This window comes from Hymenobacter convexus (genome assembly GCF_030580955.1).
Taxonomy (GTDB): Bacteria; Bacteroidota; Bacteroidia; order Cytophagales; family Hymenobacteraceae; genus Hymenobacter.
In genome coordinates this window covers 276,183-298,027 of record NZ_JAUQON010000007.1, presented here as the reverse complement: position 1 = coordinate 298,027, position 21,845 = coordinate 276,183, and the positions used below count along the sequence as shown (strand labels likewise).

Here is a 21,845-nt window from a genome sequence, read left to right as displayed (position 1 = left end):
GCGCAGCCAAGCTCGTCGCCCTAAATCGATTAGCTGGGGTGTAAGGTTCCCGGCCTTCTTTCGTCTACCCAGCCGACCAAACCGGGTACCGCCGCCGTATGTTGGTCAACCGTCATTCAACCCCATCTTCGCCATGCGTTTTTCCCTGCTGTTCTTACTCGTTTCGGTGTTCTCGCTCAATTCGGCCTGCTCGCAGAAGCGCGACGTGGCCGCCAACACTGCGCCGGCCGCCCGCACCACGTCCGGTAAAACCTACTTTCAGCCCAAGCCCGTGACCGGCAAGCCCGACGAATTCCCGGTGCGCCACACCGAGGCTGAATGGAAGAAACTGCTCACGCCCGACCAGTATTACATCCTGCGTGAGCAGGGCACTGAGCGCGCCTTCACCGGCAAATACCACGACAACCACGCCGCCGGCACCTACTACTGCGCCGCCGACCACAACCTGCTTTTCACCTCCGACACCAAGTTTGAATCGGGCACCGGCTGGCCCAGCTTCTACGCCCCGGCCACTGACAACAGCGTGAAAGTGGCTTCCGACAACAGCTTCGGCATGAGCCGCGACGAAATAGTATGCGCCAAATGCGGCGGCCACCTCGGCCACGTCTTCAACGACGGCCCCAAGCCCACCGGCCAGCGCTATTGCATGGACGGCAACGCGCTGGTGTTTGAGAAGAAAAAGTAGAGTGTACTGTATTATTCTGTGAAAATTCACAAATGGTAGCCCCTGTGAAAACCAATCACAGGGGCTATTTCGTTGACATACAAAAGCAGTTGCTCTGAAACAGGTGCGCTGACCAGGAATGCATTTCTTTAAATATTTATAATTTACATCTTTTCTCTATGGAAGCTACTTCGGACCCAATCGAATTTTTGCAGCAAGAAGTGGCTTCCACTCGCCGGCTGTTGCTCAACAATAACCTCTATCACAGCATTCAGACCCTGGCCGATTTGCGCCTATTCATGGAGCACCACGTGTATGCCGTGTGGGATTTTATGTCCTTGCTCAAAGCCCTGCAGCGGGATTTAACCTGCGTGCAGGTGCCTTGGATACCCAGCGCCCGGCCGGCCATGCGCCGCCTCATCAACGAAATCGTGCTGGAAGAAGAATCGGATGTGGACCTGCAAGGCCAGCCCATCAGCCATTTTGAGTTGTATGTGCGCGCCATGGAGGAGTGCGGAGCCGACACGGCGCCCATCCGCCGGCTGGTGGCGGCCGTGGCTGAGGGCCGCACCGTGGAGCGGGCCCTGGAAATCGCCAACGCCCCCGATTCGGTGCGCGCCTTTGTGCTCACCACTTTCGACGTCATCGCCGCCAATAAGCCGCACGTCACCGCCGCAGCCTTCACTTTCGGCCGCGAAGACCTGATTCCGGACATGTTTCGCCGGCTGGTGAGCGACCTGAATACCCGCTTCCCCGGCCAGCTCGATACTTTCCTTTACTACCTCAATCGCCACATCGAGCTCGATGAGGACGTACACGCCCCGCTGGCTCACCAGATGGTGCGCGAGCTGTGCGCTGATGCCCCCGAACGCTGGCTGGAGGCGCAGCAGGTGTCCGTCCGTTGCCTCGAAGCCCGCATGGCGCTCTGGGATGGCGTGAAGCTCGGCCAGCCAAGCGCGGCATTGGCTTAAATTCAGCCAACCACAAGGGCTCGCGCCGCGTTTGAAGCAAGCAGCCTGTTCCGGCTGACTTTTCCGGCGCCTCCACATGATGCACTTTCCGATTACCCTGGCCCGTCCGTGGCTGGCCCTGAGCCTGGCGCTGGCCCTCCCGGCCTGCACGGCCACCGAACAGACCGCCGAAACGGCCGTGCCCACTTCCGTCAATTCCGATGCCGACCGCCGGGCCATCTATAACAGCAATGGCACGGGTACCGTGGGTGGCCGCGAACTGCCCGACGCCACCCCCAACCGCGTGCGCCTGGGCGAGCAGGCCGCTGGCATCAACAGCCAGAAGCGCATTGAAAATGTGAACACCAACGACCCCAACAACACCACGCCCGAAACCCGCATTCAGCGCCTCAACTACGACCCGCCCGTCGATACCACCCGCCGGCCCTAGGAAAGACTTTCTTAAATGTCCTTTCCGGAATGCCATGTCTCGGCTGCGCTCAATACGATGGGCTCACAGGCATCTAAGCAGTTTCAACAATAAAAAAGCCCGTTCCGAGTCTCGGAACGGGCTTTTTTTGACTGGCATTGCAACCGAAATCTATGCGCTTACCTCGCCAGTACTCGGGCTGTCGGCCGAGTTCAGCAGCCCGGTGGCTTCGGGCTCGGCGGCCGGAGTGGCCACGCGGGGCTTGGGGCCGCGGCGGGCACCGGTAGCGGGCGTGCCGGGCTTGGGGCCGCGACGGGTAGGCGCGGCGGCCGCAGCAGCGGGCTTGGGGCCACGCTTGGCACCAGTGGCCGGTTTGCGGCCGGCTGTTGCGGCTGGCGCAGCGGTATCCTCGGCGGTGTCGGCATCATCGGCGCGGGCGGCGCGGGGTTTGCGGGGTGAGCCGTCCTTGTTCAGGGTCTGGCCTTTTTTGCGGCCGCGGCCCGAGGGAGCAGCGCTAGTAGCGGCCGCGCTGTTAGCACCGGCTGCGCCCGAAACGGAATCGTAATGCCGCACAATGGTGTGCAGGGCTTCTTCAAACATGCGCTCCGTGTCGCCATCGAGGCGGCGCGTAGCTTCTTTCACCACTTCCTTCAGCTTGGCTTTCGTTTCTTTGCGAATGCGAGCCACCACTTCACTCATGCGGTTGTTCAACTCTTTCTGCAATTGCTTGGCCGCCGTTTTCAACGATTTTTTCTGGCTGGCCTTGGTGTTGGCCTGGTCATCGTTCAGAGCGGCAGTGGCACGACCGGCGTTTTTAGCCGATTTGCGAGCCGCTTTTTCTTCGGGCGTGCGCTTGGCGCGTTTTTCCGGTTTTGTCGGAGAAGCAGGTTTTTTCATGTGAAAAAAAATGATTGATGAAGGTGAAAAAGAAGAGGGTAGAAATGCGTATTTGTACACCGACCTTAAACAGGCGCGGTCAAATATAAAATGAATTAGTTGTCAAACGGTTTCGCCTGTTTTTAGGTTGATTTAATTCCAACCTTTTTTGTATTGTTCTTTTGTTTAGTACGGCCGCGCTGTCTGTTTTTTTAAATAAAACGTTTAGTCCGCCGTTCTCTTTTTTTGTTTTTTATGTCTTCACTTCCCAAACGTTATACCGTCACCGCTGCATTGCCTTACGCCAATGGGCCGGTGCATATTGGCCATTTGGCAGGCGTTTATTTGCCGGCCGACATCTATGTGCGGTATTTGCGGTCGGCGGGACGCGACGTTAAATTCATCTGCGGTTCCGATGAGCACGGCGTTCCCATCACCATTCGCGCCCAAAAAGAAGGCGTGACGCCGCAGCAGGTGGTTGATAAATACCACGCCCTGATTCGGGACTCGTTTAAAGATTTTAACGTGTCGTTCGATGTGTATTCGCGCACGTCGTCGGCCACGCACGCCGAAGTTTCGAGTGGGTTTTTCACTAAGCTCAATAATGAAGGGAAATTCATCGAGCAAACCACCCAGCAATACTTCGATGAAAAGGCGCAGCAATTTCTGGCCGACCGCTACATCGTGGGCACCTGCCCAAATTGTGGCAACGAAAATGCCTACGGCGACCAGTGCGAGCGCTGCGGCACTTCGCTCAGCCCAACGGAATTAATTAATCCACGCAGCATGCTCAGCGGCGCGCAGCCCATTTTGCGCGATACCAAGCACTGGTTTCTGCCCCTCGACCAATACGAACCCTGGCTGCGCGAATGGATAGTGGAAGGCCACAAAAACGACTGGAAAACCAACGTGTACGGCCAGTGCAAATCCTGGATTGACCAGGGCCTGCACCCCCGCGCCGTGACGCGCGACCTCGACTGGGGTGTGCCCGTGCCGGTGCCCGGCGCCGAGGGTAAAGTGTTGTATGTGTGGTTCGATGCACCCATTGGCTACATCTCGGCCACCAAAGAAGCTTTTCCCAACGAGTGGGAAACTTATTGGAAAGACAAGGATTCCAAACTGGTGCATTTTATTGGCAAAGACAACATCGTTTTCCACTGCATTATTTTCCCGGTAATGCTGAAAGCGCACGGCGACTACGTGCTGCCGGACAACGTGCCAGCCAATGAATTTCTAAATCTGGAAGGCGATAAAATCAGCACTTCGCGCAACTGGGCCGTGTGGCTGCACGAATATTTAGCCGATTTCCCCGGCCAGGCCGATGTGCTCCGCTACGTGCTGTGCGCCAACGCCCCCGAAACCAAGGACAACGACTTCACCTGGAAGGATTTTCAGGCCCGGAATAACAACGAATTAGTAGCTACGCTCGGCAATTTCGTAAACCGCGCCACGGTGCTCACGCACAAATTCTTTGAAGGCAAAGTGCCGGAATTAGGTGAGTTAGCGCCAATTGATGAAGATGCCTTTGCGCAGCTGGCCGAATTTCCTGCCAAAATTGGGGAGTTGATTGAAAATTATCGTTTCCGCGACGCGTTGGCCGAAGTGTTGAATCTGGCGCGTTTGGGAAATAAATATTTGGCCGAAACGCAGCCCTGGCACCTCATTAAAACCGATGCCGCGCGTACCGGCACGGTGTTGCATGTGGCCCTGCAAATTGCCGCCGCCCTGGCGCCGTTGCTGGAGCCTTTCCTGCCCGAATCGGCCCAAAAACTGGCCGATATGCTTAACCTGGAATTGGGCAACTGGGTCAGCGCCGGCCGCCGCGATGCCCTGCCTGCCGGCCACGAGCTGCGCGAAGCCGCGCTGCTATTCGCCAAAATCGAAGACGCGGTGGTTGAAACGCAAGTGCAAAAACTGCTCGATACCAAAAAGGAAAATCAACTAGCCAACACGCCCGTCACGCCCACAAAACCCGACGTTTCATTCGATGATTTCGGCCGGATGGATTTGCGCATTGGCACCGTCGTTGCCGCCGAAAAAGTGGCCAAAACCAAAAAGCTGCTCAAACTCACCGTCGATTTAGGGCTAGAGCAGCGCACCATTGTAAGCGGCATTGCCGAATATTTTATTCCCGAGGCCCTCATCGGCCAGCAAGTGCAGGTTTTGCTGAATTTGGCACCGCGCGAAATCAAAGGAATTCAAAGCCAGGGTATGTTACTCATGGCCGAAAATGCCGATGGCACGCTGGCACTGATGCAGCCCAGCGCGCCGGTGCGCAACGGTAGCGGCGTGGCGTAATTAGTGTCGGTCGTCGTCTGTCATTGCGAGTGGAGCGTAGCGTAACGCGGCAATCCTCATGTCAAAACCACGAACTTCTTTTTACCAGAAAGCCCCGGCACAGCGCAGTGCCGGGGCTTTTTAATTGGCGTTGTCACATTATTTGGCTAGTCGCTAAGAGAGGACGGATTGCCGTGCTGCGCTCGCAATGACAGATGCTACTTCACATTCACAATGTTCATCGCCCGTTCCAAACCCATTGCGCCAAACGCCAACACGGCATCACCCGCTTTCTCAATGCGCGTCGGCAATTCAATTAATTCGTCGGCCGAAAACGGATTCAATACATAATCCACCTGTCGGCCTTTTGGGAAATTAGCATCCACACCGAAGCGCAGGCGGGCGTATACATCGGTGCCCAGCGTGGCCTGAATGTCCTTCAGGCCGTTGTGGCCGCCGGCGGAGCCCTGGCCTTTCAGCCGCAACTTGCCAAAGGGGAGGGCGAGGTCGTCCGTCACCACCACCATGTTTTCGGTGGGTATTTTCAGGGTGGACAGCCAGTGCGCCGCGGCTTTACCGCTCAGGTTCATGTAGGTGGTGGGTTTCACCAGCACGTAGGTGTGGCCTTTGTGCTTAAACTCGGTGGTGAAGGCGTGGCGGCCGATTTCGAAGCGCGGCGCGTCGAATTTCGCGGCCAGGTAATCGGCCACCATGAAGCCGATGTTGTGGCGCGTGTCGGCGTATTCGGGGCCAATGTTGCCCAAGCAAAGAACCAGAAATTTCATCTGAACCGCAGATTAAATGGATTAAACGGATTGCACAGATTCCGGCGTCACTGCTCGGAAACGGCTGCTACTTGGTGTAGCAAAGTGCGCGAGGCTTTCGCACCCAAATAAAAAGCCGCCCCAAAATTGGAGCGGCTTTTTGATTGAAGCGCAAATCAATGGATACAAGAATCTGTGCAATCCGTTAAATCCGTTAAATCTGCGGTTCAGAATTACTTGTTGCCGGCCAGTTCGCCTTTCAGGGCGCGCGGGATGGTGATGGTGGCAATGGGAGCCGCCGCGTTGGTCAGGATGGTGTAGCCTTTGGGCTCAACGGCACCCACTTTGATGGATTTGCCGAGCTCCATGCCGCCAATGTTCACTTCCACGTAGTCGGGGAGGTTGTCCATCGTGGCGCGCACGCGCACTTTGCGCAGCTTGCTCACCAGCTTGCCGCCGGCCAGCACGCCCGGCGAAACGCCGATGTACTTCACGGGGATGTCCATTTTCACCTCTTTGCCGGCTTCCAGTTCGAGGAAGTCAACGTGGAGGAGCATTTCGTTTACGGGGTGGAACTGCGCGTCCTGCACAATGGCCTTGTACAGCGTGCCTTCCACGTTCAGGTCCACAATGTGCGCCTCCGGCGTGTACAACAACTCGCGGAACAGGATGGCGGGCACGGAGAAGTGCACGGTGTCCTTGCCGCCATACAATACGCACGGTACTTGAGCGTCGAGGCGCAATGCCTTGGCGTCCGTTTTACCGAGATTCGCTCTTTTAAACCCTACAATCTCGAGGCTTTTCATAAAAGTGGTCTTTTGAAGATAAAAAAATGGCCCGTTTGCTTCCGACGTTGGAGGCAAACGGGCCGCAAAGGTAGGGCTAAATCGGCCGAAAAGCCAACTGGTTACGAAGAAAAACCGGCTGAGCTAGTTCACCATTGGCACGCTCTTCAGTTGTTCCTGCACCAGCGCCTGCGCCTGCATCCGGTCGTTCAGCACGCGCAGGTATTGGCGGGCCTGTGCGTTGTTGCAGGTGAAAGCCGCCTTCTTGGCCCAGTCGATGGCACCCGGTAGGTCGCCGCGCACCTCGCTAGCCACGGCCAGGTTGTAAAAGGCCCGGCCGGCAATCTTGGGATTGAGGTGGCGGGCCGACTGTTGCCAGAGGGTGGCGGCGCCCGCCCAGTCACCGGCTTCGGCGCGCTGAGCGGCTTCTTTCATGCGGACATCTTTTTTGGCCTGCGCGAAGTAGTCGCGGTGCAGGTCGATGTAGGATGGCGCAATGCGTCGCGCATAGCCGTCGCCGGCCCGCTGGGCCACCCGGCGGATGCACTCCTCGGGCGGGGGCAGCCGGCGCAGGGCGTCGCGGTAGGAGTCGCCCTCCCCCCGGAACACCAGTTGGTCTTCCTGGCGGGCCTGGTCAAGCACGAAGCCTTGGGCCGCGCCATACGTGCGGAAGCCACTCACGACTTTCATCACCATTTCTACGCTCACGGTGGGCACTTTGTATTCCTTGCCCTCCTTGTCTTTGTAGGTGCGGAAGCCGTTGGTGTGGCTCAGCAGCATGTCGGAGTCGAAGGCTTCGAGCACCACGAGGCCATCCACCTGGGTGCGGCGGCACAAGTCCTGCACGTAGCGCGGGGCCAGCGGTGGCAGGAAAAACTCCCGGCTGCGGCCCAGCAACTGCAGCTGCGCCTGCGTCACCTTAAATCGGTAACTGTTGTTGGCCAGGGCCTGGCCCACCACGTTCACGCACTCGTCGGCTCCGGCGCGGTCCACGCCCACACCTTCGCCGGTGAAGGCGCCTTCCATCATGTCGAAGAATTTATCGCGGCGCGATTCCGGAATAATGCGGTTAGCCGTGGCCACGCTTTGCAGGTTGGCCGGCATGGGCACCGCCGCTGGCGCCAGCGCCCGAATGTGGACTGAAGAGACACAGGCGCTCAGTAGCAGCGCCGCGAAAAGGGTGAGGGCGGAAGTGTAAAGCTTGTGCATCACGTTTGCAGAAAAAGGTTCCAGTTGGGAATTCTATTCTACAAAATTGTGCCAGTTTCAAGGCGATGGAGTAAGTAACGCCGATAAACAAAATGTCATGCTGAGCGCAGCCGAAGCATCTCTGCCGCGAAGAGTAATTGTTTACTTCCTCGGTAGAGATGCTTGGGCTGCGCTCAGCATGACGTTCTATGCTGTGGACCGGAAACGCCTTCCTTACACAAACAGCGAGCTGATGCTCTCGTGCGTCACCACGTTGCGAATAGCTGCCGCAAACAGCGGTGCCAGCGAAATCACGCGGATTTTGTCGTTCTCTTCGCGCAATGGAATAGTATCGGTCGTAATCAGCTCGGTGAGCTGCGAGGCGCGGATGCGCTCGTGGGCCGGGCCACTGAGCAGCGGGTGCGTGATGACGGCGCGCACCGAGTTGGCGCCGCGCTCCATCACCAGGTCGGCGGCTTTGCAAATGGTGCCGGCCGTGTCCACCATGTCGTCCACAAACACCACGTCCATTCCTTTCACGTCGCCAATTACCTGCATCGAGGCAATCTCGTTGGCCCGCAGGCGCATTTTATCGCAGACTACAATTTCGGCCCCAAACTTCTTGGCGAATGCGCGGGTGCGCACCACGCCGCCCACGTCGGGCGAGGCAAAAATCAGGTTTTTCAGGTTGAGCGACTTGATGTAGGGGGCCGTGACGGTGGCGCCGTCGAGGTGGTCGACTGGGATGTCGAAGAAGCCCTGGATTTGGCCGGCGTGCAGGTCGCAGGTCATGAGGCGGTCGGTGCCCACGCTCTGGATGATGTTGGCCACCACTTTGGCGCCGATGCTCACGCGCGGCTTGTCCTTGCGGTCTTGCCGGGCGTAGCCCATGTAGGGCATCACGATTACAACTTTGTGGGCCGAGGCGCGCTTGGCCGCGTCCACCATCAGCATGAGCTCCATGAGGTGCTCGGCGGGCGGGCAAGTGCTTTGCACGAGGAACACCTCGCAGCCGCGCACGCTTTCGTTGAAGCTTGGGCCCATCTCGTTATCGGCGAAGCGCTGGAGGCTGAGGTCGCCGAGGGTGGTGCCGTAGGCGGCGGCGATGTTTTCGGCGAGGGCCCGGGAGGCGCTACCAGCGAATATTTTGACCTGTTTCATAGGGGAAGGTGCTAGTAATGAGTTGCTGCGCGAGGCCAGTCAGAAAGGCGGCCGATGAATTGGAAGAAGATATAAAAGCGAAAGGCGCTGACCACTCCGGAAATTGGAGAAGCCAGCGCCTTTTCGTTTACTCGAGCGTTGTCGTTGTCCGACCAGGGCTCGAACCTGGACTTTCTTGAATCAAAATCAAGCGTGTTGCCAGTTACACCATCGGACAATTTCCCGGCGGGCTACGTGCCGTTTGGGAGTGCAAATGTACTACCGGAAAAATTCGAGGCAAGGATTTTTTGAAAAATTTTTGAAGAAAAAAACGACGGTACCGGCCCGGAAAGCGGCTTTCGGTTCATTGGTGCCTGATTTTCACAGGGTAGGGTGTCGCGGGTTTGTTTCCGATGGGGCCGGCTGCCGCAAACGTTATGGTTGGAAAAGCCGCGCTTCTACCGTAATTTTGCGGCCTGAAAAGAGCATTAACTTCATCATAAATACAACCAAATGGCCAATACCGGCAAAATCACCCAGGTCATCGGACCCGTCGTGGACGTAAGCTTCGCGGGTGAAAACACGAAGCTGCCCAACATCCTCGACGCCCTCGAAGTAACCAAAGAGAACGGCCAAGTGGTAGTGCTGGAGTGCCAGCAGCACCTGGGCGAAGACCGGGTTCGGACCATTGCCATGGACTCGACCGAGGGCCTGGCCCGCGGTGCTGAGGTGCGCGACATGGGTACGCCCATCTCGATGCCCACCGGCGACGGCGTGAAAGGCCGCCTGTTCAACGTTATTGGTCAGGCCATTGACGGCATTCCGCAGCCCAAGAGCGGCGAGCGGCTGTCGATTCACCGCAACGCCCCGGCGTTTGAGGAACTGGCAACGTCGTCGGAAGTATTCTTCACCGGCATCAAGGTTATCGACCTGCTCGCTCCTTATGTAAAGGGTGGTAAAATTGGTCTGTTCGGTGGTGCTGGTGTAGGCAAAACCGTACTGATTCAGGAGCTTATCAACAACGTGGCCAAGGCCTACGAAGGTCTGTCGGTGTTTGCCGGCGTGGGTGAGCGTACCCGCGAGGGCAACGACTTGCTGCGCGAATTCATCGAATCCAACATCATTCTGTACGGCGATGCCTTCAAGCATTCGATGGAAGAGGGTGGCTGGGACCTTACGAAAGTTGACATGGCGGCGATGGAAAAATCGCAGGCTACCCTCGTGTTTGGCCAGATGAACGAGCCCCCCGGAGCCCGTGCTCGCGTGGCCCTGTCGGGTCTGACCATTGCCGAAAGCTTCCGCGATGGCGACGGCACCGGTGCCGGCCGCGACATCCTGTTCTTCATCGACAACATTTTCCGCTTCACCCAGGCGGGTTCGGAAGTATCGGCTCTCTTGGGTCGTATGCCTTCGGCCGTAGGTTACCAGCCCACGCTGGCCACCGAAATGGGTGCCATGCAGGAGCGCATCACCTCGACCAAGCGCGGTTCAATCACCTCGGTACAGGCCGTTTACGTACCTGCTGATGACTTGACTGACCCGGCTCCGGCCAACACCTTTGCCCACTTGGACGCCACGACGGTACTGAGCCGCAAAATCGCCGAGTTGGGCATCTACCCGGCCGTTGACCCGCTGGACTCGACCTCGCGCATCCTGTCGGCCGACGTGCTCGGTGCTGACCACTACAACACCGCCCAGCGCGTGAAAGAGCTGCTCCAGCGCTACAAGGAACTGCAGGACATCATCGCCATCTTGGGTATGGACGAGCTGTCGGAAGAGGACAAGCAGGTGGTAAACCGCGCCCGTCGCGTGCAGCGTTTCCTGTCGCAGCCCTTCTTCGTGGCTGAGCAGTTCACCGGCCTGAAAGGCGTGCTCGTTGACATCAAGGACACCATCAAAGGCTTCAACGAAATCATCGACGGCAAGCACGACCACCTCCCCGAGGCGGCCTTCAACCTGGTTGGTAACATTGAGGATGCCGTGGCCAAAGGCGAGCGCCTGATTGCCGAAGCGAAATAGTTTTAGTTGTCAGTTGCTCGTTGTCAGTTGTTAGCATTGCTGGCACGGCAACGAGCTACTGAAGCCTAACAACTGACAACGAACAACTGACAACTAAGAAATGCACCTAGAAATCATCACCCCCGACCGCAAGGTATTTGAAGGCGAAGTGACGTCGGCCCAGTTTCCGGGCGCCGATGGCTCGTTTGAAGTGCTGAACAACCACGCTCCGCTGATTGCCGCGCTCAAAGCCGGCGACGTGACGCTGACCGGCGGCGCGGGTGGCCGCGAGGTTATCCGCATTGAAGGCGGCGTGGTGGAAGTGCTGCGCAACAACGTAATTGTGCTGGCCGAAGGCGCGCTGGCGTAGTCAATCCGCCAATTCTAATTCAAAAAAAGCCGTTTCTGCTCAGCAGAAACGGCTTTTTTTGTGCCTTCGTGGCCAGCCAAACCCCGGCATTGCCGTATAGAAGAATCTAATGCTGTGCTTTTGCTAACCTTATGAAAGAAATCCGTACCCCGTTTACGGCCGTCGAAAACATTTACACGCCGCGGCAGCGCTACGTGCTGCTGGTGTGCTCCATTCTGGCACTGGCGGGGCTGATGCTGTTTGGGCTGGCGCAATACCTGACGGCTTTTTTAGCGGCGGGCATCCTGTTTGTGGTGTTTCGGCCGTGGTGGGTGGCGCTGGTGTACCGGCGCCGCTGGAACCAGCGGCTGGTGACGGTGGGCATTCTGCTGGTGACGGTGGTGGTGCTGGTGGTGCCGTTTTACGCGCTCAGCTCGCTGCTGCTTGACCGGCTGGTGGCCTTTGCCAGGAATCCGGAGCAGATTCTGGTGGTGGTGCACAAGATTGAAGTGGCGACGGGCTTCAAGGTGGCCGAGCAGCTGAACGTGCGGGAATTGCTGCTGCAGGGCGGCGCCAAGGTGAGCGGCTGGCTGCCTACGCTGGCCAGCAGCGCGCTCAATTTTCTGGTGATTGTGGGCCTGATGCTGTTCACGATGTACTACCTGTTTATGCAGGAAACGTACTTTCTGCTGGGCCTGCACCGCTACCTGCCGTTTCGCAACGAAACGCTGATAGAGCTGGGCGAATCGTTGAAAAACAACGTGAACGCCAATGTGCTGGGGCAGGTGATTGTGGCCCTGGTGCAGGCTGTGCTGACGGGGCTGACACTGTGGATTTTTGGGGTGCCGGATGCATTATTCTGGGGCGTGGTGGCGTTTTTTATGGCGTTTCTGCCGGTGCTGGGCACACCACTGGTGTGGGGGCCGGCGGCGCTGTATCAGTTTTCGCAAGGGCACAACGGGCAGGCCATTGGCATTCTGCTGGTGGGATTTATTGTGATTATCAACGTGGACAACTTGCTGCGCATCATGCTGGCCAAGCGCATGGGCGACATTCATCCGCTGGTGACGCTAGTGGGGCTGGTGCTGGGCGTGGAGATTTTCGGGCTCATTGGGCTGGTGGTGGGGCCGCTGCTGGTGTCGTATTTCCTGGTATTGATGGAGGTGTTCCGGCGTGAAAACCGCATGCATAAAGTTGCACAGGCGGAAAGCGGCAAAGCGGAGTAGGTGCGACCTTTGTGCTTCCCATCCCTGCTTTGCCGCCTTCATGAGCCTTCCCCGCATTCAGCCCAAAATCACGCCTATCTACCAAACGTCGGTCTTCAAATTTGAAGACCTGGACGCCGTGCAGCAGTACTTCGACGAGCCGGGCAGCCGCTACCTGTACTCGCGCAACGGCAACCCCAACTCCGACGAGCTGGCCGAGGCCGTGAACCACTGGGAAGGCGGCGCGGGCGCCGTGGCCACGGGCTCGGGCATGGCCGCCATTTTTGCGGCCCTGCTGACCTACTGCCAGGCCGGCGACCACGTGCTGTGTGCGGCCGATATCTACGGCGGCTCGGCGGCGCTGCTGAACCTAGAACTGTCGCGGCTGGGCATTGCGGTGAGCTACGTGCCGTTCGAAGAGCTTTATGACCTGAAGGCGTACGTGCAAAGCACCACCCGGCTGCTGCTCTGTGAAACGATGAGCAACCCGCTGCTGCGCGTGGTGGACCTGCGCGCCGCCGCCGCCGAGTGCCACCGCCACGGCCTGAAGCTGGTGATAGACAACACCTTCGCCACGCCGGTGCTCACCAAGCCGCTGGCTTTAGGGGCCGACCTGGTGCTGCATAGCGTGACTAAATACCTGGCTGGCCACTCCGATGTGACGGCCGGGGCCGTGGTGGCCGGTACGCCCGAAGACGCGGCTCGCCTGCGCCAGATAGGCACCGTTTTCGGCCTCACCCTCAGCCCCATGGAAAGCTGGCTGAGCGTGCGCGGCCTGAAAACCCTGCGCCTGCGGGTGGCCGCGCACAGCCACAATGCCCAGCAGATTGCCGAGTTTCTGGAGGTGCACCCGGCCGTGGAAGCGGTGTACTACCCGGGCCTGCCCACGCACCCACAGCACGCGCTGGCCACGGTGCAGGGCCACGGGCTGTTCAGCGGCATGATGTCGATGCGGCTGGCCGATGACGCGGCGGTGGTGAACCGGTTTATGCAGCGCAGCCAGCGGTTTCCGTTTGCGCCCTCGCTGGCGGGGGTTGATTCGTCGTGCTCGCACCCGCTCTATACTTCGCACCGGGCGCTCACGGATGCGCAGCGGGCTGAATTGGGCATCACCGTGGGGCTGGTGCGGCTGAGCATCGGCATCGAGCCGGTGGAGGAGCTTTTGGCCGATTTGGCATATGCGCTGGAATAGAGGAGCTATTGAGCCGTCATGTCGAGCTTGCCGAGACATCTCGCGTGTGGTAGTAACTCAATCGGTCAACGATTTTAATTACTTCGGCACGCGAGATGTCTCGGCTGCGCTCGACATGACGTGCTAATGACACCACCTATTCAACTCCTGAATCCGGCGTTTGCTGCCTACCTTCATAAGACCAATGAAGAGGCCTTCGATTTACGTAGAAACCCGCATCTGCTGCCCCATGGAGCAGCTGTGGGCCCACACCCAGCAGCCCGAATTGCACCAGCAATGGGACCTGCGCTTCACCGAGATTGAGTACTTGCCGCGGGCTTCGGAAGCCGAGCCGCAGCAGTTTCTGTATGCCACGCGCATCGGGTTTGGGCTGGGCGTGGCGGGCTGCGGCGAGAGCCTGGGCACGCGGGAGAAGAACGGGGAGCGCACGTCGGTGCTCAAGTTCTGGTCCGATGAAAAGGTGTCGCTAATTCGGGAGGGTGCGGGCTTCTGGAAATACGTGTCGACGGACGACGGCCTGCGGTTTTTTACACGCTACGACTACCAGACGCGCTTCGGCACGGCCGGCGCGTGGCTCGACCGGCTGGCGTTTCGGCCGCTCATTGGTTGGGCCACGGCCTGGGGTTTCGATAGCCTACGGCTGTGGCTGGAGCAGGGACAGCGGCCGGCGGTGTCGCGGGCATTGGGGTTGATAATGGCGCTGGTGCGCTTCACGCTGGGCTTTGTGTGGATTTATCAGGGCGTGGTGCCAAAGCTGCTGTACCCCAATACCGGCGAGTTGAGCATTTTGCAGGGGGCGGGCTTCTCGGCGGGTGCGGCGCACGGGGTGGCGGCTGCCGTGGGCGTGGGCGAAATCCTATTCGGGCTGCTGTTCTGGGTGCTGCCGATGAATAAGCTGCGGCCGGTGTACTGGCTGAATATGCTGGGCCTGCTGGTGCTGGGCGCGGGCGCGCTGTTCAGCCAGCCAGCGGTGTTCGTGGCGCCCTTCAACCCACTCACCCTGAACCTGGCCCTGATGGCGCTGGCGGCGGTGGCCCTCGCCATTCCCACGGAGCTGGTGCCCAGCGCCGCGCGCTGCCTGCGCCAGCCGCCCGAAGGCTTACGCACGACCGATAAAGTACCGCAGGAAGCACCTGCGGCCGTCGCCTAACTTCTACCCGAACGCCATGCCTTCCATTTATCAGCAGCAGCTGGGCGCCGATTTCGACAAGCTGCACCCGCGCATTCAGGAGCGGCTGGGGTTCAGCAGCGCCGATAACCGGGCCTTTGTGGGCGAGGGCGTGATGGAGCGGGTGTGGCACGGGCCCTTCTTCACGCAGCCGTTTTTGCGGGCTGGGCTTTCGCACCAAATCACCTTCCCCGAAACGGGCTCCAACGTGCCGTTTCGCATCGAGAACTACGCCTACGTCGACCCACTGGGCCGCGAAACCGTGACTTGGATTCGGCGCTTTCACTTCCCGAAGCACACCCGCTGCTTCGATGCGACGATGATACGCAGCGCCGCCCGCCACGCCATCGTCGATTACCTGGGCACGCACCAGCACGTGGCTGTGGACATTGACATGGCCGTGACGGCGCGGGGCGGCCTGCGGCTGCGCTCCGGGGCTCAGCGCTTCCGGGCGGGGCGGCTGGCGTTTCGGCTGCCGGGCCTGTTGGCTGCGCTGGCCGATGTGGAGGAGTGGTACGACGACGCGGCCGACTGCTACCGCATCGAAGTGGTGGTGCGCAACCCGGTTATCGGCAAGCTGTTTGGGTATTATGGCTCGTTTCAATCCTCTTGGCGCGTGGTGGCGCCGGCTCAGATTCCGGCGTATGCGCTGCCGCAGCGGTACGAGGCGCGGGAGTGAGGGCGGGCGCCATGCCTGTCATCCTGAGCGCAGCGAAGGACCTCATCACACTCGAATAGTTTGCAGCAAATTAGGTAATGCAGCCGTGATAAGGTCCTTCGCTGCGCTCAGGATGACAGATGAGTTTATTTCGTTCACCTGTTTTTTTATTGCCCATGAAACTCGAACTCACTCCCGCCCAGCGGCGCGTTGAGCTGGCCCGGCCCTGGGTGCTGTTGGCGCTGTATGTGAGCCTGGCACTAGCCGGCTGGTGGTGGCTAGCGGTGCCGCTGGCCGCGGTGGTGTGCCTGGCGGCTTTCGTGATGATGCATGACGCTATGCACAACTCCCTGGGCTTGGCCAAGCCCACCAACGAGTGGGTGCTCACCCTGGCCGGCCTGCTCATTCTGAAAAGCGGCCACGGCCTGCAGGTGACGCACCTGCGCCACCACGGCCGCTGCCTCACCGAGGCCGACCCAGAGGGCGCACCCGCTACCTGGAGTTTCTCGCGGGTGCTGTGGCAAGGGCCCCGGCACACGCTCATGCTGCGGCGCGAGTCGCTGCGCATCGCGCCCAATACGCGCCGCATTCAGCTTATCGAAACCGGGCTGACGCTGGGCTTGCTGGTGGCTTTCGTGGCCTTGTACTGGGCCACGGGTTCGTTGGTGGGGCTGGTGTACTGGGGCGTGGCGTTTGTGATGAGCGCGACGATGCCCATCTGGGCGTCGTACGTGCCGCACCACGTGTCGTCGCGCAACCCGGCGGCGCGCACGGCCGCCGCCCTGGCCCAGGCCTGGACGCCCATCACGGCCTCGTTCGCCTTCCATCACCTGCACCACCACTACCCACGCGTGCCCACGGCCCTGCTCTACCGCGCCGCCGCCGAACTGCCCCCGCCGCCCGAGGAGGAACATCACCATCATTAAACCCAAAAAAGCCCCGACAGATTAGCTGCCGGGGCTTTTTGTTATGGATGTGGGCTTACAGCTTGTCCGAAACCTGGTCGGAAAGCTGGCGGGCGGTGCGCAGGGTCTGAAACTCGGCCTGCTGGGCCCGGATGTTCACCTTGTCATCGAAGGAGAAGCTGCTGCGGAGCTGCTCGTAGCGGCCGTTGAGGGCACTCATAACGTTGGCGGCCAGGGCCCAGTCGGCCGGCTTCCAGCCCGAACGGTCGCTGTGCACGCGGTCCAGAAGGCGGCTGTAGGCATCGAGCAGGCCGCTGGTAGTGAGGGTGGAAACGGTGGTTTTCTTCTTCAGAAAAGCGGTGACCTGCGCATCGGAAGCCGGCGAGGCGGGCAAGTCGCTCGCGGTGGTCGTCGTGGTGCTGGGTCGGGTCGTGGTGGTGGTCGATGGGGTGGTGCCCACGGGCACGTTGACGGTGCGGGTGGTGCGCCGGATAACCTTGCCGGTGGCCGGGTCGAGCTCTTCGACTACCTCGGTTTGCTGCTGGGTGCCGGCCGGGGCGGGCGTCGTGGTCGTGGTTTTGGTGGGGCTCGTGGTGGGGGTGGTTTGCGCGGCGGCGGCCAGGGGCAACGCCAGGAGCAGCGCAAAAACGGGCGAAGTTTTCATGATATAAAATGGATGGATGCGCCTTTAACGGCAAAATGCGTCCGAACGATGGATTCGGGTGACAGCCGCAAGGCACGAATCGGGCCAATTGCTTGGAAAAATTGCCCCAGACAGGCTCACGCCGATAATGCTTCCGTCAGCGCTTCTTTCACGCGGCGTAATTCCGCGTCGCCCATGGCCGTGCCGCTGGGCAGGCACAGGCCCCGGGCGAAAAGGTCGGCGCACACGGCGCCGCCGTACACGGGCGCGTCGGCGAAGAGGGGCTGCAGGTGCAGGGGTTTCCAGAGGGGCCGGCTTTCGATGTTGCGGGTTTCGAGGTGCCGGCGCAGGGTTTCGGGGGTGAGGTTGGAAACTGTTTCTGCGTCCGGGTCGGCGGGGTTGAGGAGGATAGTGGTGAGCCAGCGGTTGGAGCGGCTGCCGGCCGGCTCGGGCGCCAGGGCCACGGTGAGGCCAGGCAGGTTGGCGAGGTGCTCGCGGTACCAGGCGAAGATTTCGCGGCGGCGCTTCACCCGGTCGTGCAGCAGCTCCATCTGGCCGCGGCCGATGCCGGCCAGCACGTTGCTCAGGCGGTAATTGTAGCCCAGCTGCGAGTGCTGGTAGTGGGGCGCGTCGTCCTTGGCCTGGGTGGCCAGGAAGCGGGCGCGCTCGGCCAGGGCCCGGTCGTAAGTGACGAGGGCGCCGCCGCCGCTGGTGGTCAGAATCTTGTTGCCATTAAACGAAAACACCCCCACCCGCCCGAAGCCGCCCAGCGGCTGCTGCTGCCACTCCGAGCCCAGGGCCTCGGCGGCGTCTTCCAGAATGGGAATTTCGAATTCCTGCGCCAGGGCCAGGATTTCGGGCAGCTTGGCCGGCATGCCGTAGAGGTGCACCAAGATGAGGGCTTTAGGCTTTTTGCCTTTCGCCATACGGTCCAGAATGGCTTCGCGCAGGCGCTCGGGGCAGAGGTTCCAGGTAGCGGGCTCGCTGTCGACGAACACCGGCGTGGCGCCGAGGTACACAATGGGGTTGGCCGTGGCCACGAAGGTGAACGAAGGGCACAGCACCTCATCACCCGGCCCCACGCCCAGCAAAATCAATCCCAGATGAATGGCGGCGGTGCCCGAGCTCAGCGCCACGCAATACGGCACGCCCACCGCCGCACAGATATCCGCCTCGAACCCGGCCAGGTTGGGCCCGGCGGGTGCTACCCAGTTGTCCTCAATGGCCTTGCTCACATAGTTGAGCTCGTGCCGGCCGAGGTGGGGCGGCGAAAGGTAGAGACGGTCGTAATCCTGGCTACGCATGGTGCTTCGCTTAATGAAGAATTATAAAGAACGTCATGTCGAGCTTGCCGAGATATCTCGCGTGGGGTAGTAACTAATTACTTTGGCACGCGAGATGTCTCGGCAAGCTCGACATGACGTTCTGATTGGTTACAGTTCACTATCAAAGCGCCCTCGCCGGTACGCCCACGGCCGTCACGCCGGCCTGCAGGTCGCGCACCACCACGGCCCCCGCACCCACCGTGCTGCCCTCGCCCACGGCCACCCCTTGTATCACGGTGGCGTTGGTGCCCAGGTAGCAGCCGATGCCCAGCCGGACCGCGCCGCTCACGTTGGCGTGCGGCATCAGGGAGCAGAAATCTTCGAGCACGGCATCGTGGCCCACGGTGCAGCCCAGGTTGAGCAGCACGAAACGGCCCAGTGAAATATCGCAGGTGAGCAGGCAGCCCTGCTGGATGATGCAGCCCTCGCCCAGTGTGACGCGCTGGTCGGCGTCCGGTTCTGACTGCGGATGGACCAGCGCCGGAAAGGTGAGTTTGCTGGAAGTGAGCCGGCCGACCACAGCGGCGCGGCCCGCGGAGTTGCCCACGGCCACGGCCACGGCCAGCGGCTCGGCAGTGGCGTTGAGGTCGGCGGCGGTGCCGAGGTAGGGGAGGCCGGCCACGGTGGGCGTGGCGGGCGGCTGGTCGTCGTAGAAGCCACGCACCTCCCAGGTAGGGTGCCGGGCGTTGAGCTGCCGCAGCAGCAGCAGCACCTCGCGGCCCAGCCCGCCGGCCCCAAAAATAACGAGTGGTGCGCCGGTTTCGCCGGCTTCGTAATCGGAAAAAAACAAGGTGGTCATGCCTGCAATCTACGGGGAAACGGGGGGCGGCGGCGTGCCTCGGAAGGCCGTGGTGGTGGCCTGGCCGGGCGCGGCCACGCCGCTGCCGCGCAGCACGCGGCCGGCGGTGCGCCACAAAATGGTCATATCCAGCCGCCAGCTCAGGTGGTCGACGTACCACACGTCGAAGGCAAATTTTTCTTCCCAGCCAATGGCGTTGCGGCCGTTCACCTGCGCCCAGCCCGTGAGGCCGGGCCGCACCTCGTGCCGCCGCGCCTGGGTGGGGGAGTACAGCGGCAGGTACACGGGCAGCAGCGGGCGCGGCCCCACCAGGCTAAGGTCGCCGCGCAGGATGTTCCAGAGCTGGGGCAGCTCGTCGAGCGAGGTGGCGCGCAGCCAGCGGCCCAGCGGGGGCAGGCGCGCGGCATCGGGCAGGAGCTGGCCGGCCGCGTCTTGCGCATCGGTCATGGTTTGCAGCTTGTAGAGCGTGAACAGCCGCCCGTGCCAGCCCGGCCGCTGCTGCCGAAACAGCCAGCGCCCGCGGTTCTGGGCTGCTGCCAGCGCCGCCGCGCCCGCCAGCAGCGGCAGCGTGAGCAGCAACAGCGGCAGGCTGACGGCCACATCAAGCCAGCGCTTGCCGTGGCGAACGTAGAAGGAAGCTGGTGCAGACACGGCACAAAAGTACCTTTGCCGCCGCCGGCTTTGGCCCGCGCTCCTGCCATGCTCGTTTTCCCCAACGCCAAACTCAACCTCGGCCTCTACGTCACCCAGCGCCGGCCCGACGGCTTTCACAACCTCGAATCGGTGTTTATCCCTCTGCCGTGGACCGATGCGTTGGAAATTCTGCCCGTCGCGCCCGGCCAGCCCACCAGCATCACCCTCACGGGCCGCCCCATCCCCGGCGACCCGGCCACCAACCTCTGCGTGCGGGCTTATGAGCTGTTGCAGGCCGATTTTCCGCAGCTCCCCCCGGCCCAGCTCTACCTTCACAAAATTGTCCCCATCGGCGCCGGCCTGGGTGGCGGCTCGGCCGATGCCGCCTTTGCTCTGAAAGCCACCAATGATTTATTCAGCCTGAATCTTTCGGCCGAAGCATTGGAAAAATACGCCCGCCGTTTGGGCTCCGACTGCGCGTTTTTCATCCGAAACAAGCCCGTGCTGGCCGTGGAGAAAGGCGATGTATTCGAAGAAATCAACCTGAATCTGGCGGGTACCGCCTGCGTGGTGGTGTATCCCAACCTGCACATTGGCACGGCCGAGGCGTACAGTCGCATTGTGCCGCAGCAGCCCCAATTCCCACTACGCGAAGCAATAGCCCAATCCATGAACACCTGGCGCGGAACCGTCAGCAACGATTTCGAAACGGCCCTGACGCCCGCGCACCCCGTCCTGGCCGAGATTAAGCAGCAGCTTTATGAAGCCGGGGCCACTTATGCCAGCCTGTCGGGCTCGGGCTCGGCGGTGTATGGGCTGTGGGAAACAGGAGAGCCCGCGGCGCTGTCGTGGCCAGCGGAATATACGGTGTGGCAGGGCGTGCTCTAAACCGGCACCACCGGCTCCAAATCCGGCTCCTTGTCCTTCATCAGCCGGGCCACCAGCGGGTGAATCAGCACGCTGAGCACAATGAGCAGTGTGCCAATGTAGAAGCCCGTGCTCATGCGCTCGCCGTTGAATTGCGGCGCGTGAAGCAGGCCTTTGACGTGCAGCCAATAAATGGCCGCAGCCATCGAGATGCCATAAACCGGCTCCAGATTGATGGTCAGGTTTACGGCAAAAGGGGAGAGGCGCTTCATCAGTTCCACCGATGTGGAAAAGGCGTACACCGTGCAAACGCCGGCCAGCAGGCCCAGCCACAGCCAATCGAGCCCGTGCCAGGCCAGTTGCAGGCCCCGGCCCTGCGTGAAATAATGACTGTAAACCGGGAAGAACAGCGCAATGCTTATGCAAGCCCCCAGCATCTCGTAAAACGTGAGCCGCAACGGCGGGTGCTGCTTGATTAGCTTGGAATTCAGTACGCTGAACAGCGCCGACAAACCCGCCGACAGCACCGCCACGCCCAGGCCCAGCAGCTGGTCCAGCTCGGCCTGGCTCACCAAGTACAGCCCCACCATCGTAATCAGCCCCAGCCCCACCTCGTAGCCGCGCACCCGGCGCCAGAGCAGCAACGGCTCCAGCAATGACGTCCACAAGGCCAGCGTAGCTAGCCCGGCCAAACACACGCTCACCGACGACAGCCGCGCGGCCAGAAAAAAGGTAATCCAATGCGTGGCCACCAGCGCGCCCACCGCCAGCAGCCGCAACACCTGCCCCGCCGGCACACGCCACGGCATGCGCCGCGCCCCCAGCAGCACCGCCAGCCCCGTGGCCGCCAGCAGCGTGCGCCAGAACACCAGCTCTACCGAAGGCAGCGCAATCAGCTTGCCTAGAATGGCCGTGAAGCCCCACAGGAGCACGATGAAATGAAGCTTGAGGTAGTCGCGAAGCAAGGGCAGGAAGATTGAATTGGGAAAAGAAGAACGGTCATGCTGAGCGCAGCCGAAGCATCTCTAC

General features: G+C 60.8%; 22 protein-coding genes and 1 tRNA gene. 12 read left to right on the top strand and 11 right to left on the bottom strand.

Annotated elements, in window-relative coordinates; genetic code table 11:
- Positions 1-133 precede the first annotated feature (133 nt).
- The 3 genes from msrB (at position 134) to Q4S41_RS16715 (ending at position 2,065) form a co-directional block, all read left to right on the top strand.
- Positions 134-685: a peptide-methionine (R)-S-oxide reductase MsrB gene (gene msrB / locus Q4S41_RS16725; RefSeq protein WP_305032271.1), complete on the top strand. Its 552-nt coding sequence runs from the start codon at positions 134-136 to the stop codon at positions 683-685.
- Between the two features lie 158 nt (positions 686-843).
- Positions 844-1,635 carry a DUF3050 domain-containing protein gene (locus Q4S41_RS16720; RefSeq protein WP_305032270.1) on the top strand — a complete coding sequence of 264 codons (792 nt, stop codon included), beginning with the start codon at positions 844-846 and terminating at the stop codon, positions 1,633-1,635.
- Between the two features lie 76 nt (positions 1,636-1,711).
- Positions 1,712-2,065 (top strand): hypothetical protein, encoded by a 354-nt coding sequence (locus tag Q4S41_RS16715; protein ID WP_305032269.1) that lies wholly within the window; start codon positions 1,712-1,714, stop codon positions 2,063-2,065.
- A gap of 150 nt (positions 2,066-2,215) precedes the next feature.
- On the opposite strand, the gene Q4S41_RS16710 is transcribed toward Q4S41_RS16715, so the two are convergent.
- Positions 2,216-2,941, bottom strand: a complete 726-nt coding sequence (locus Q4S41_RS16710; RefSeq protein WP_305032268.1) for a hypothetical protein — start codon at positions 2,939-2,941, stop codon at positions 2,216-2,218.
- Between the two features lie 234 nt (positions 2,942-3,175).
- On the opposite strand from Q4S41_RS16710, the gene metG reads away from it, so the two are divergent.
- Positions 3,176-5,218 (top strand): methionine--tRNA ligase, encoded by a 2,043-nt coding sequence (gene metG / locus Q4S41_RS16705; RefSeq protein WP_305032267.1) that lies wholly within the window; start codon positions 3,176-3,178, stop codon positions 5,216-5,218.
- A 197-nt stretch (positions 5,219-5,415) separates the two neighbouring features.
- On the opposite strand, the gene pth is transcribed toward metG, so the two are convergent.
- The 5 genes from pth to Q4S41_RS16680 all read right to left on the bottom strand — a co-directional run bounded on the left by pth (position 5,416) and on the right by Q4S41_RS16680 (position 9,312).
- Complete coding sequence (gene pth / locus Q4S41_RS16700; RefSeq protein ID WP_305032266.1) at positions 5,416-5,982, bottom strand: aminoacyl-tRNA hydrolase; 567 nt, start codon at positions 5,980-5,982, stop codon at positions 5,416-5,418.
- Positions 5,983-6,194: 212 nt separating this feature from the next.
- Positions 6,195-6,767 (bottom strand): 50S ribosomal protein L25/general stress protein Ctc, encoded by a 573-nt coding sequence (locus Q4S41_RS16695; protein WP_305032265.1) that lies wholly within the window; start codon positions 6,765-6,767, stop codon positions 6,195-6,197.
- A 123-nt stretch (positions 6,768-6,890) separates the two neighbouring features.
- Positions 6,891-7,955, bottom strand: coding sequence for a DUF6340 family protein (locus tag Q4S41_RS16690; RefSeq protein WP_305032264.1), 1,065 nt, complete (start codon positions 7,953-7,955; stop codon positions 6,891-6,893).
- Between the two features lie 213 nt (positions 7,956-8,168).
- Positions 8,169-9,095, bottom strand: coding sequence for a ribose-phosphate pyrophosphokinase (locus tag Q4S41_RS16685; RefSeq protein ID WP_305032263.1), 927 nt, complete (start codon positions 9,093-9,095; stop codon positions 8,169-8,171).
- Between the two features lie 144 nt (positions 9,096-9,239).
- Positions 9,240-9,312 (bottom strand) — tRNA-Gln (locus Q4S41_RS16680).
- 275 nt (positions 9,313-9,587) lie between these two features.
- Between Q4S41_RS16680 and atpD the strand changes: the two genes are divergently transcribed.
- The 7 genes from atpD to Q4S41_RS16645 all read left to right on the top strand — a co-directional run bounded on the left by atpD (position 9,588) and on the right by Q4S41_RS16645 (position 16,570).
- Positions 9,588-11,093, top strand: a complete 1,506-nt coding sequence (gene atpD, locus Q4S41_RS16675) for a F0F1 ATP synthase subunit beta (protein ID WP_305032262.1) — start codon at positions 9,588-9,590, stop codon at positions 11,091-11,093.
- A 100-nt stretch (positions 11,094-11,193) separates the two neighbouring features.
- Positions 11,194-11,442 (top strand): ATP synthase F1 subunit epsilon, encoded by a 249-nt coding sequence (gene atpC / locus Q4S41_RS16670; protein WP_305032261.1) that lies wholly within the window; start codon positions 11,194-11,196, stop codon positions 11,440-11,442.
- Between the two features lie 131 nt (positions 11,443-11,573).
- Positions 11,574-12,647: an AI-2E family transporter gene (locus Q4S41_RS16665; RefSeq protein WP_305032260.1), complete on the top strand. Its 1,074-nt coding sequence runs from the start codon at positions 11,574-11,576 to the stop codon at positions 12,645-12,647.
- A gap of 40 nt (positions 12,648-12,687) precedes the next feature.
- A complete protein-coding gene (locus Q4S41_RS16660; RefSeq protein ID WP_305032259.1) occupies positions 12,688-13,818 on the top strand; it encodes a trans-sulfuration enzyme family protein in 1,131 nt (376 codons plus the stop codon).
- Between the two features lie 184 nt (positions 13,819-14,002).
- Positions 14,003-14,968 carry a DoxX-like family protein gene (locus Q4S41_RS16655; RefSeq protein WP_305032258.1) on the top strand — a complete coding sequence of 322 codons (966 nt, stop codon included), beginning with the start codon at positions 14,003-14,005 and terminating at the stop codon, positions 14,966-14,968.
- Positions 14,969-14,984: 16 nt separating this feature from the next.
- Positions 14,985-15,665 carry a DUF4166 domain-containing protein gene (locus Q4S41_RS16650; protein ID WP_305032257.1) on the top strand — a complete coding sequence of 227 codons (681 nt, stop codon included), beginning with the start codon at positions 14,985-14,987 and terminating at the stop codon, positions 15,663-15,665.
- 155 nt (positions 15,666-15,820) lie between these two features.
- The gene (locus Q4S41_RS16645; RefSeq protein ID WP_305032256.1) at positions 15,821-16,570 is read left to right on the top strand and encodes a fatty acid desaturase; all 750 of its coding nucleotides are present in this window, start codon (positions 15,821-15,823) and stop codon (positions 16,568-16,570) included.
- Positions 16,571-16,625: 55 nt separating this feature from the next.
- On the opposite strand, the gene Q4S41_RS16640 is transcribed toward Q4S41_RS16645, so the two are convergent.
- From Q4S41_RS16640 to Q4S41_RS16625, 4 genes are all read right to left on the bottom strand, one after another.
- A complete protein-coding gene (locus Q4S41_RS16640) occupies positions 16,626-17,213 on the bottom strand; it encodes a hypothetical protein (RefSeq protein WP_305032255.1) in 588 nt (195 codons plus the stop codon).
- 116 nt (positions 17,214-17,329) lie between these two features.
- The gene (locus Q4S41_RS16635; protein WP_305032254.1) at positions 17,330-18,496 is read right to left on the bottom strand and encodes a DegT/DnrJ/EryC1/StrS family aminotransferase; all 1,167 of its coding nucleotides are present in this window, start codon (positions 18,494-18,496) and stop codon (positions 17,330-17,332) included.
- A gap of 142 nt (positions 18,497-18,638) precedes the next feature.
- Positions 18,639-19,316, bottom strand: coding sequence for an acetyltransferase (locus Q4S41_RS16630; RefSeq protein ID WP_305032253.1), 678 nt, complete (start codon positions 19,314-19,316; stop codon positions 18,639-18,641).
- Between the two features lie 9 nt (positions 19,317-19,325).
- On the bottom strand, positions 19,326-19,967 hold the full coding sequence (locus Q4S41_RS16625) for a sugar transferase (protein WP_305032252.1): 642 nt from the start codon (positions 19,965-19,967) through the stop codon (positions 19,326-19,328).
- A 48-nt stretch (positions 19,968-20,015) separates the two neighbouring features.
- Between Q4S41_RS16625 and ispE the strand changes: the two genes are divergently transcribed.
- Positions 20,016-20,837: a 4-(cytidine 5'-diphospho)-2-C-methyl-D-erythritol kinase gene (gene ispE, locus Q4S41_RS16620; protein ID WP_305032251.1), complete on the top strand. Its 822-nt coding sequence runs from the start codon at positions 20,016-20,018 to the stop codon at positions 20,835-20,837.
- Here ispE and Q4S41_RS16615 read toward each other — a convergent pair.
- Entirely contained in the window at positions 20,834-21,781 is a 948-nt protein-coding gene (locus tag Q4S41_RS16615; protein WP_305032250.1) for a DMT family transporter, read from the bottom strand. The genes ispE and Q4S41_RS16615 overlap by 4 nt on opposite strands.
- Positions 21,782-21,845 lie beyond the last annotated feature (64 nt).

Bases quoted from the DNA above. Each gene is read 5' to 3' on its own strand.
- msrB (WP_305032271.1), top strand. From the start codon at position 134: ATGCGTTTTTCCCTGCTGTTCTTACTCGTTTCGGTGTTCTCGCTCAAT.
- Q4S41_RS16720 (WP_305032270.1), top strand. From the start codon at position 844: ATGGAAGCTACTTCGGACCCAATCGAATTTTTGCAGCAAGAAGTGGCT.
- Q4S41_RS16715 (WP_305032269.1), top strand. From the start codon at position 1,712: ATGATGCACTTTCCGATTACCCTGGCCCGTCCGTGGCTGGCCCTGAGC.
- Q4S41_RS16710 (WP_305032268.1), bottom strand. From the start codon at position 2,941: ATGAAAAAACCTGCTTCTCCGACAAAACCGGAAAAACGCGCCAAGCGC.
- metG (WP_305032267.1), top strand. From the start codon at position 3,176: ATGTCTTCACTTCCCAAACGTTATACCGTCACCGCTGCATTGCCTTAC.
- pth (WP_305032266.1), bottom strand. From the start codon at position 5,982: ATGAAATTTCTGGTTCTTTGCTTGGGCAACATTGGCCCCGAATACGCC.
- Q4S41_RS16695 (WP_305032265.1), bottom strand. From the start codon at position 6,767: ATGAAAAGCCTCGAGATTGTAGGGTTTAAAAGAGCGAATCTCGGTAAA.
- Q4S41_RS16690 (WP_305032264.1), bottom strand. From the start codon at position 7,955: ATGCACAAGCTTTACACTTCCGCCCTCACCCTTTTCGCGGCGCTGCTA.
- Q4S41_RS16685 (WP_305032263.1), bottom strand. From the start codon at position 9,095: ATGAAACAGGTCAAAATATTCGCTGGTAGCGCCTCCCGGGCCCTCGCC.
- atpD (WP_305032262.1), top strand. From the start codon at position 9,588: ATGGCCAATACCGGCAAAATCACCCAGGTCATCGGACCCGTCGTGGAC.
- atpC (WP_305032261.1), top strand. From the start codon at position 11,194: ATGCACCTAGAAATCATCACCCCCGACCGCAAGGTATTTGAAGGCGAA.
- Q4S41_RS16665 (WP_305032260.1), top strand. From the start codon at position 11,574: ATGAAAGAAATCCGTACCCCGTTTACGGCCGTCGAAAACATTTACACG.
- Q4S41_RS16660 (WP_305032259.1), top strand. From the start codon at position 12,688: ATGAGCCTTCCCCGCATTCAGCCCAAAATCACGCCTATCTACCAAACG.
- Q4S41_RS16655 (WP_305032258.1), top strand. From the start codon at position 14,003: ATGAAGAGGCCTTCGATTTACGTAGAAACCCGCATCTGCTGCCCCATG.
- Q4S41_RS16650 (WP_305032257.1), top strand. From the start codon at position 14,985: ATGCCTTCCATTTATCAGCAGCAGCTGGGCGCCGATTTCGACAAGCTG.
- Q4S41_RS16645 (WP_305032256.1), top strand. From the start codon at position 15,821: ATGAAACTCGAACTCACTCCCGCCCAGCGGCGCGTTGAGCTGGCCCGG.
- Q4S41_RS16640 (WP_305032255.1), bottom strand. From the start codon at position 17,213: ATGAAAACTTCGCCCGTTTTTGCGCTGCTCCTGGCGTTGCCCCTGGCC.
- Q4S41_RS16635 (WP_305032254.1), bottom strand. From the start codon at position 18,496: ATGCGTAGCCAGGATTACGACCGTCTCTACCTTTCGCCGCCCCACCTC.
- Q4S41_RS16630 (WP_305032253.1), bottom strand. From the start codon at position 19,316: ATGACCACCTTGTTTTTTTCCGATTACGAAGCCGGCGAAACCGGCGCA.
- ispE (WP_305032251.1), top strand. From the start codon at position 20,016: ATGCTCGTTTTCCCCAACGCCAAACTCAACCTCGGCCTCTACGTCACC.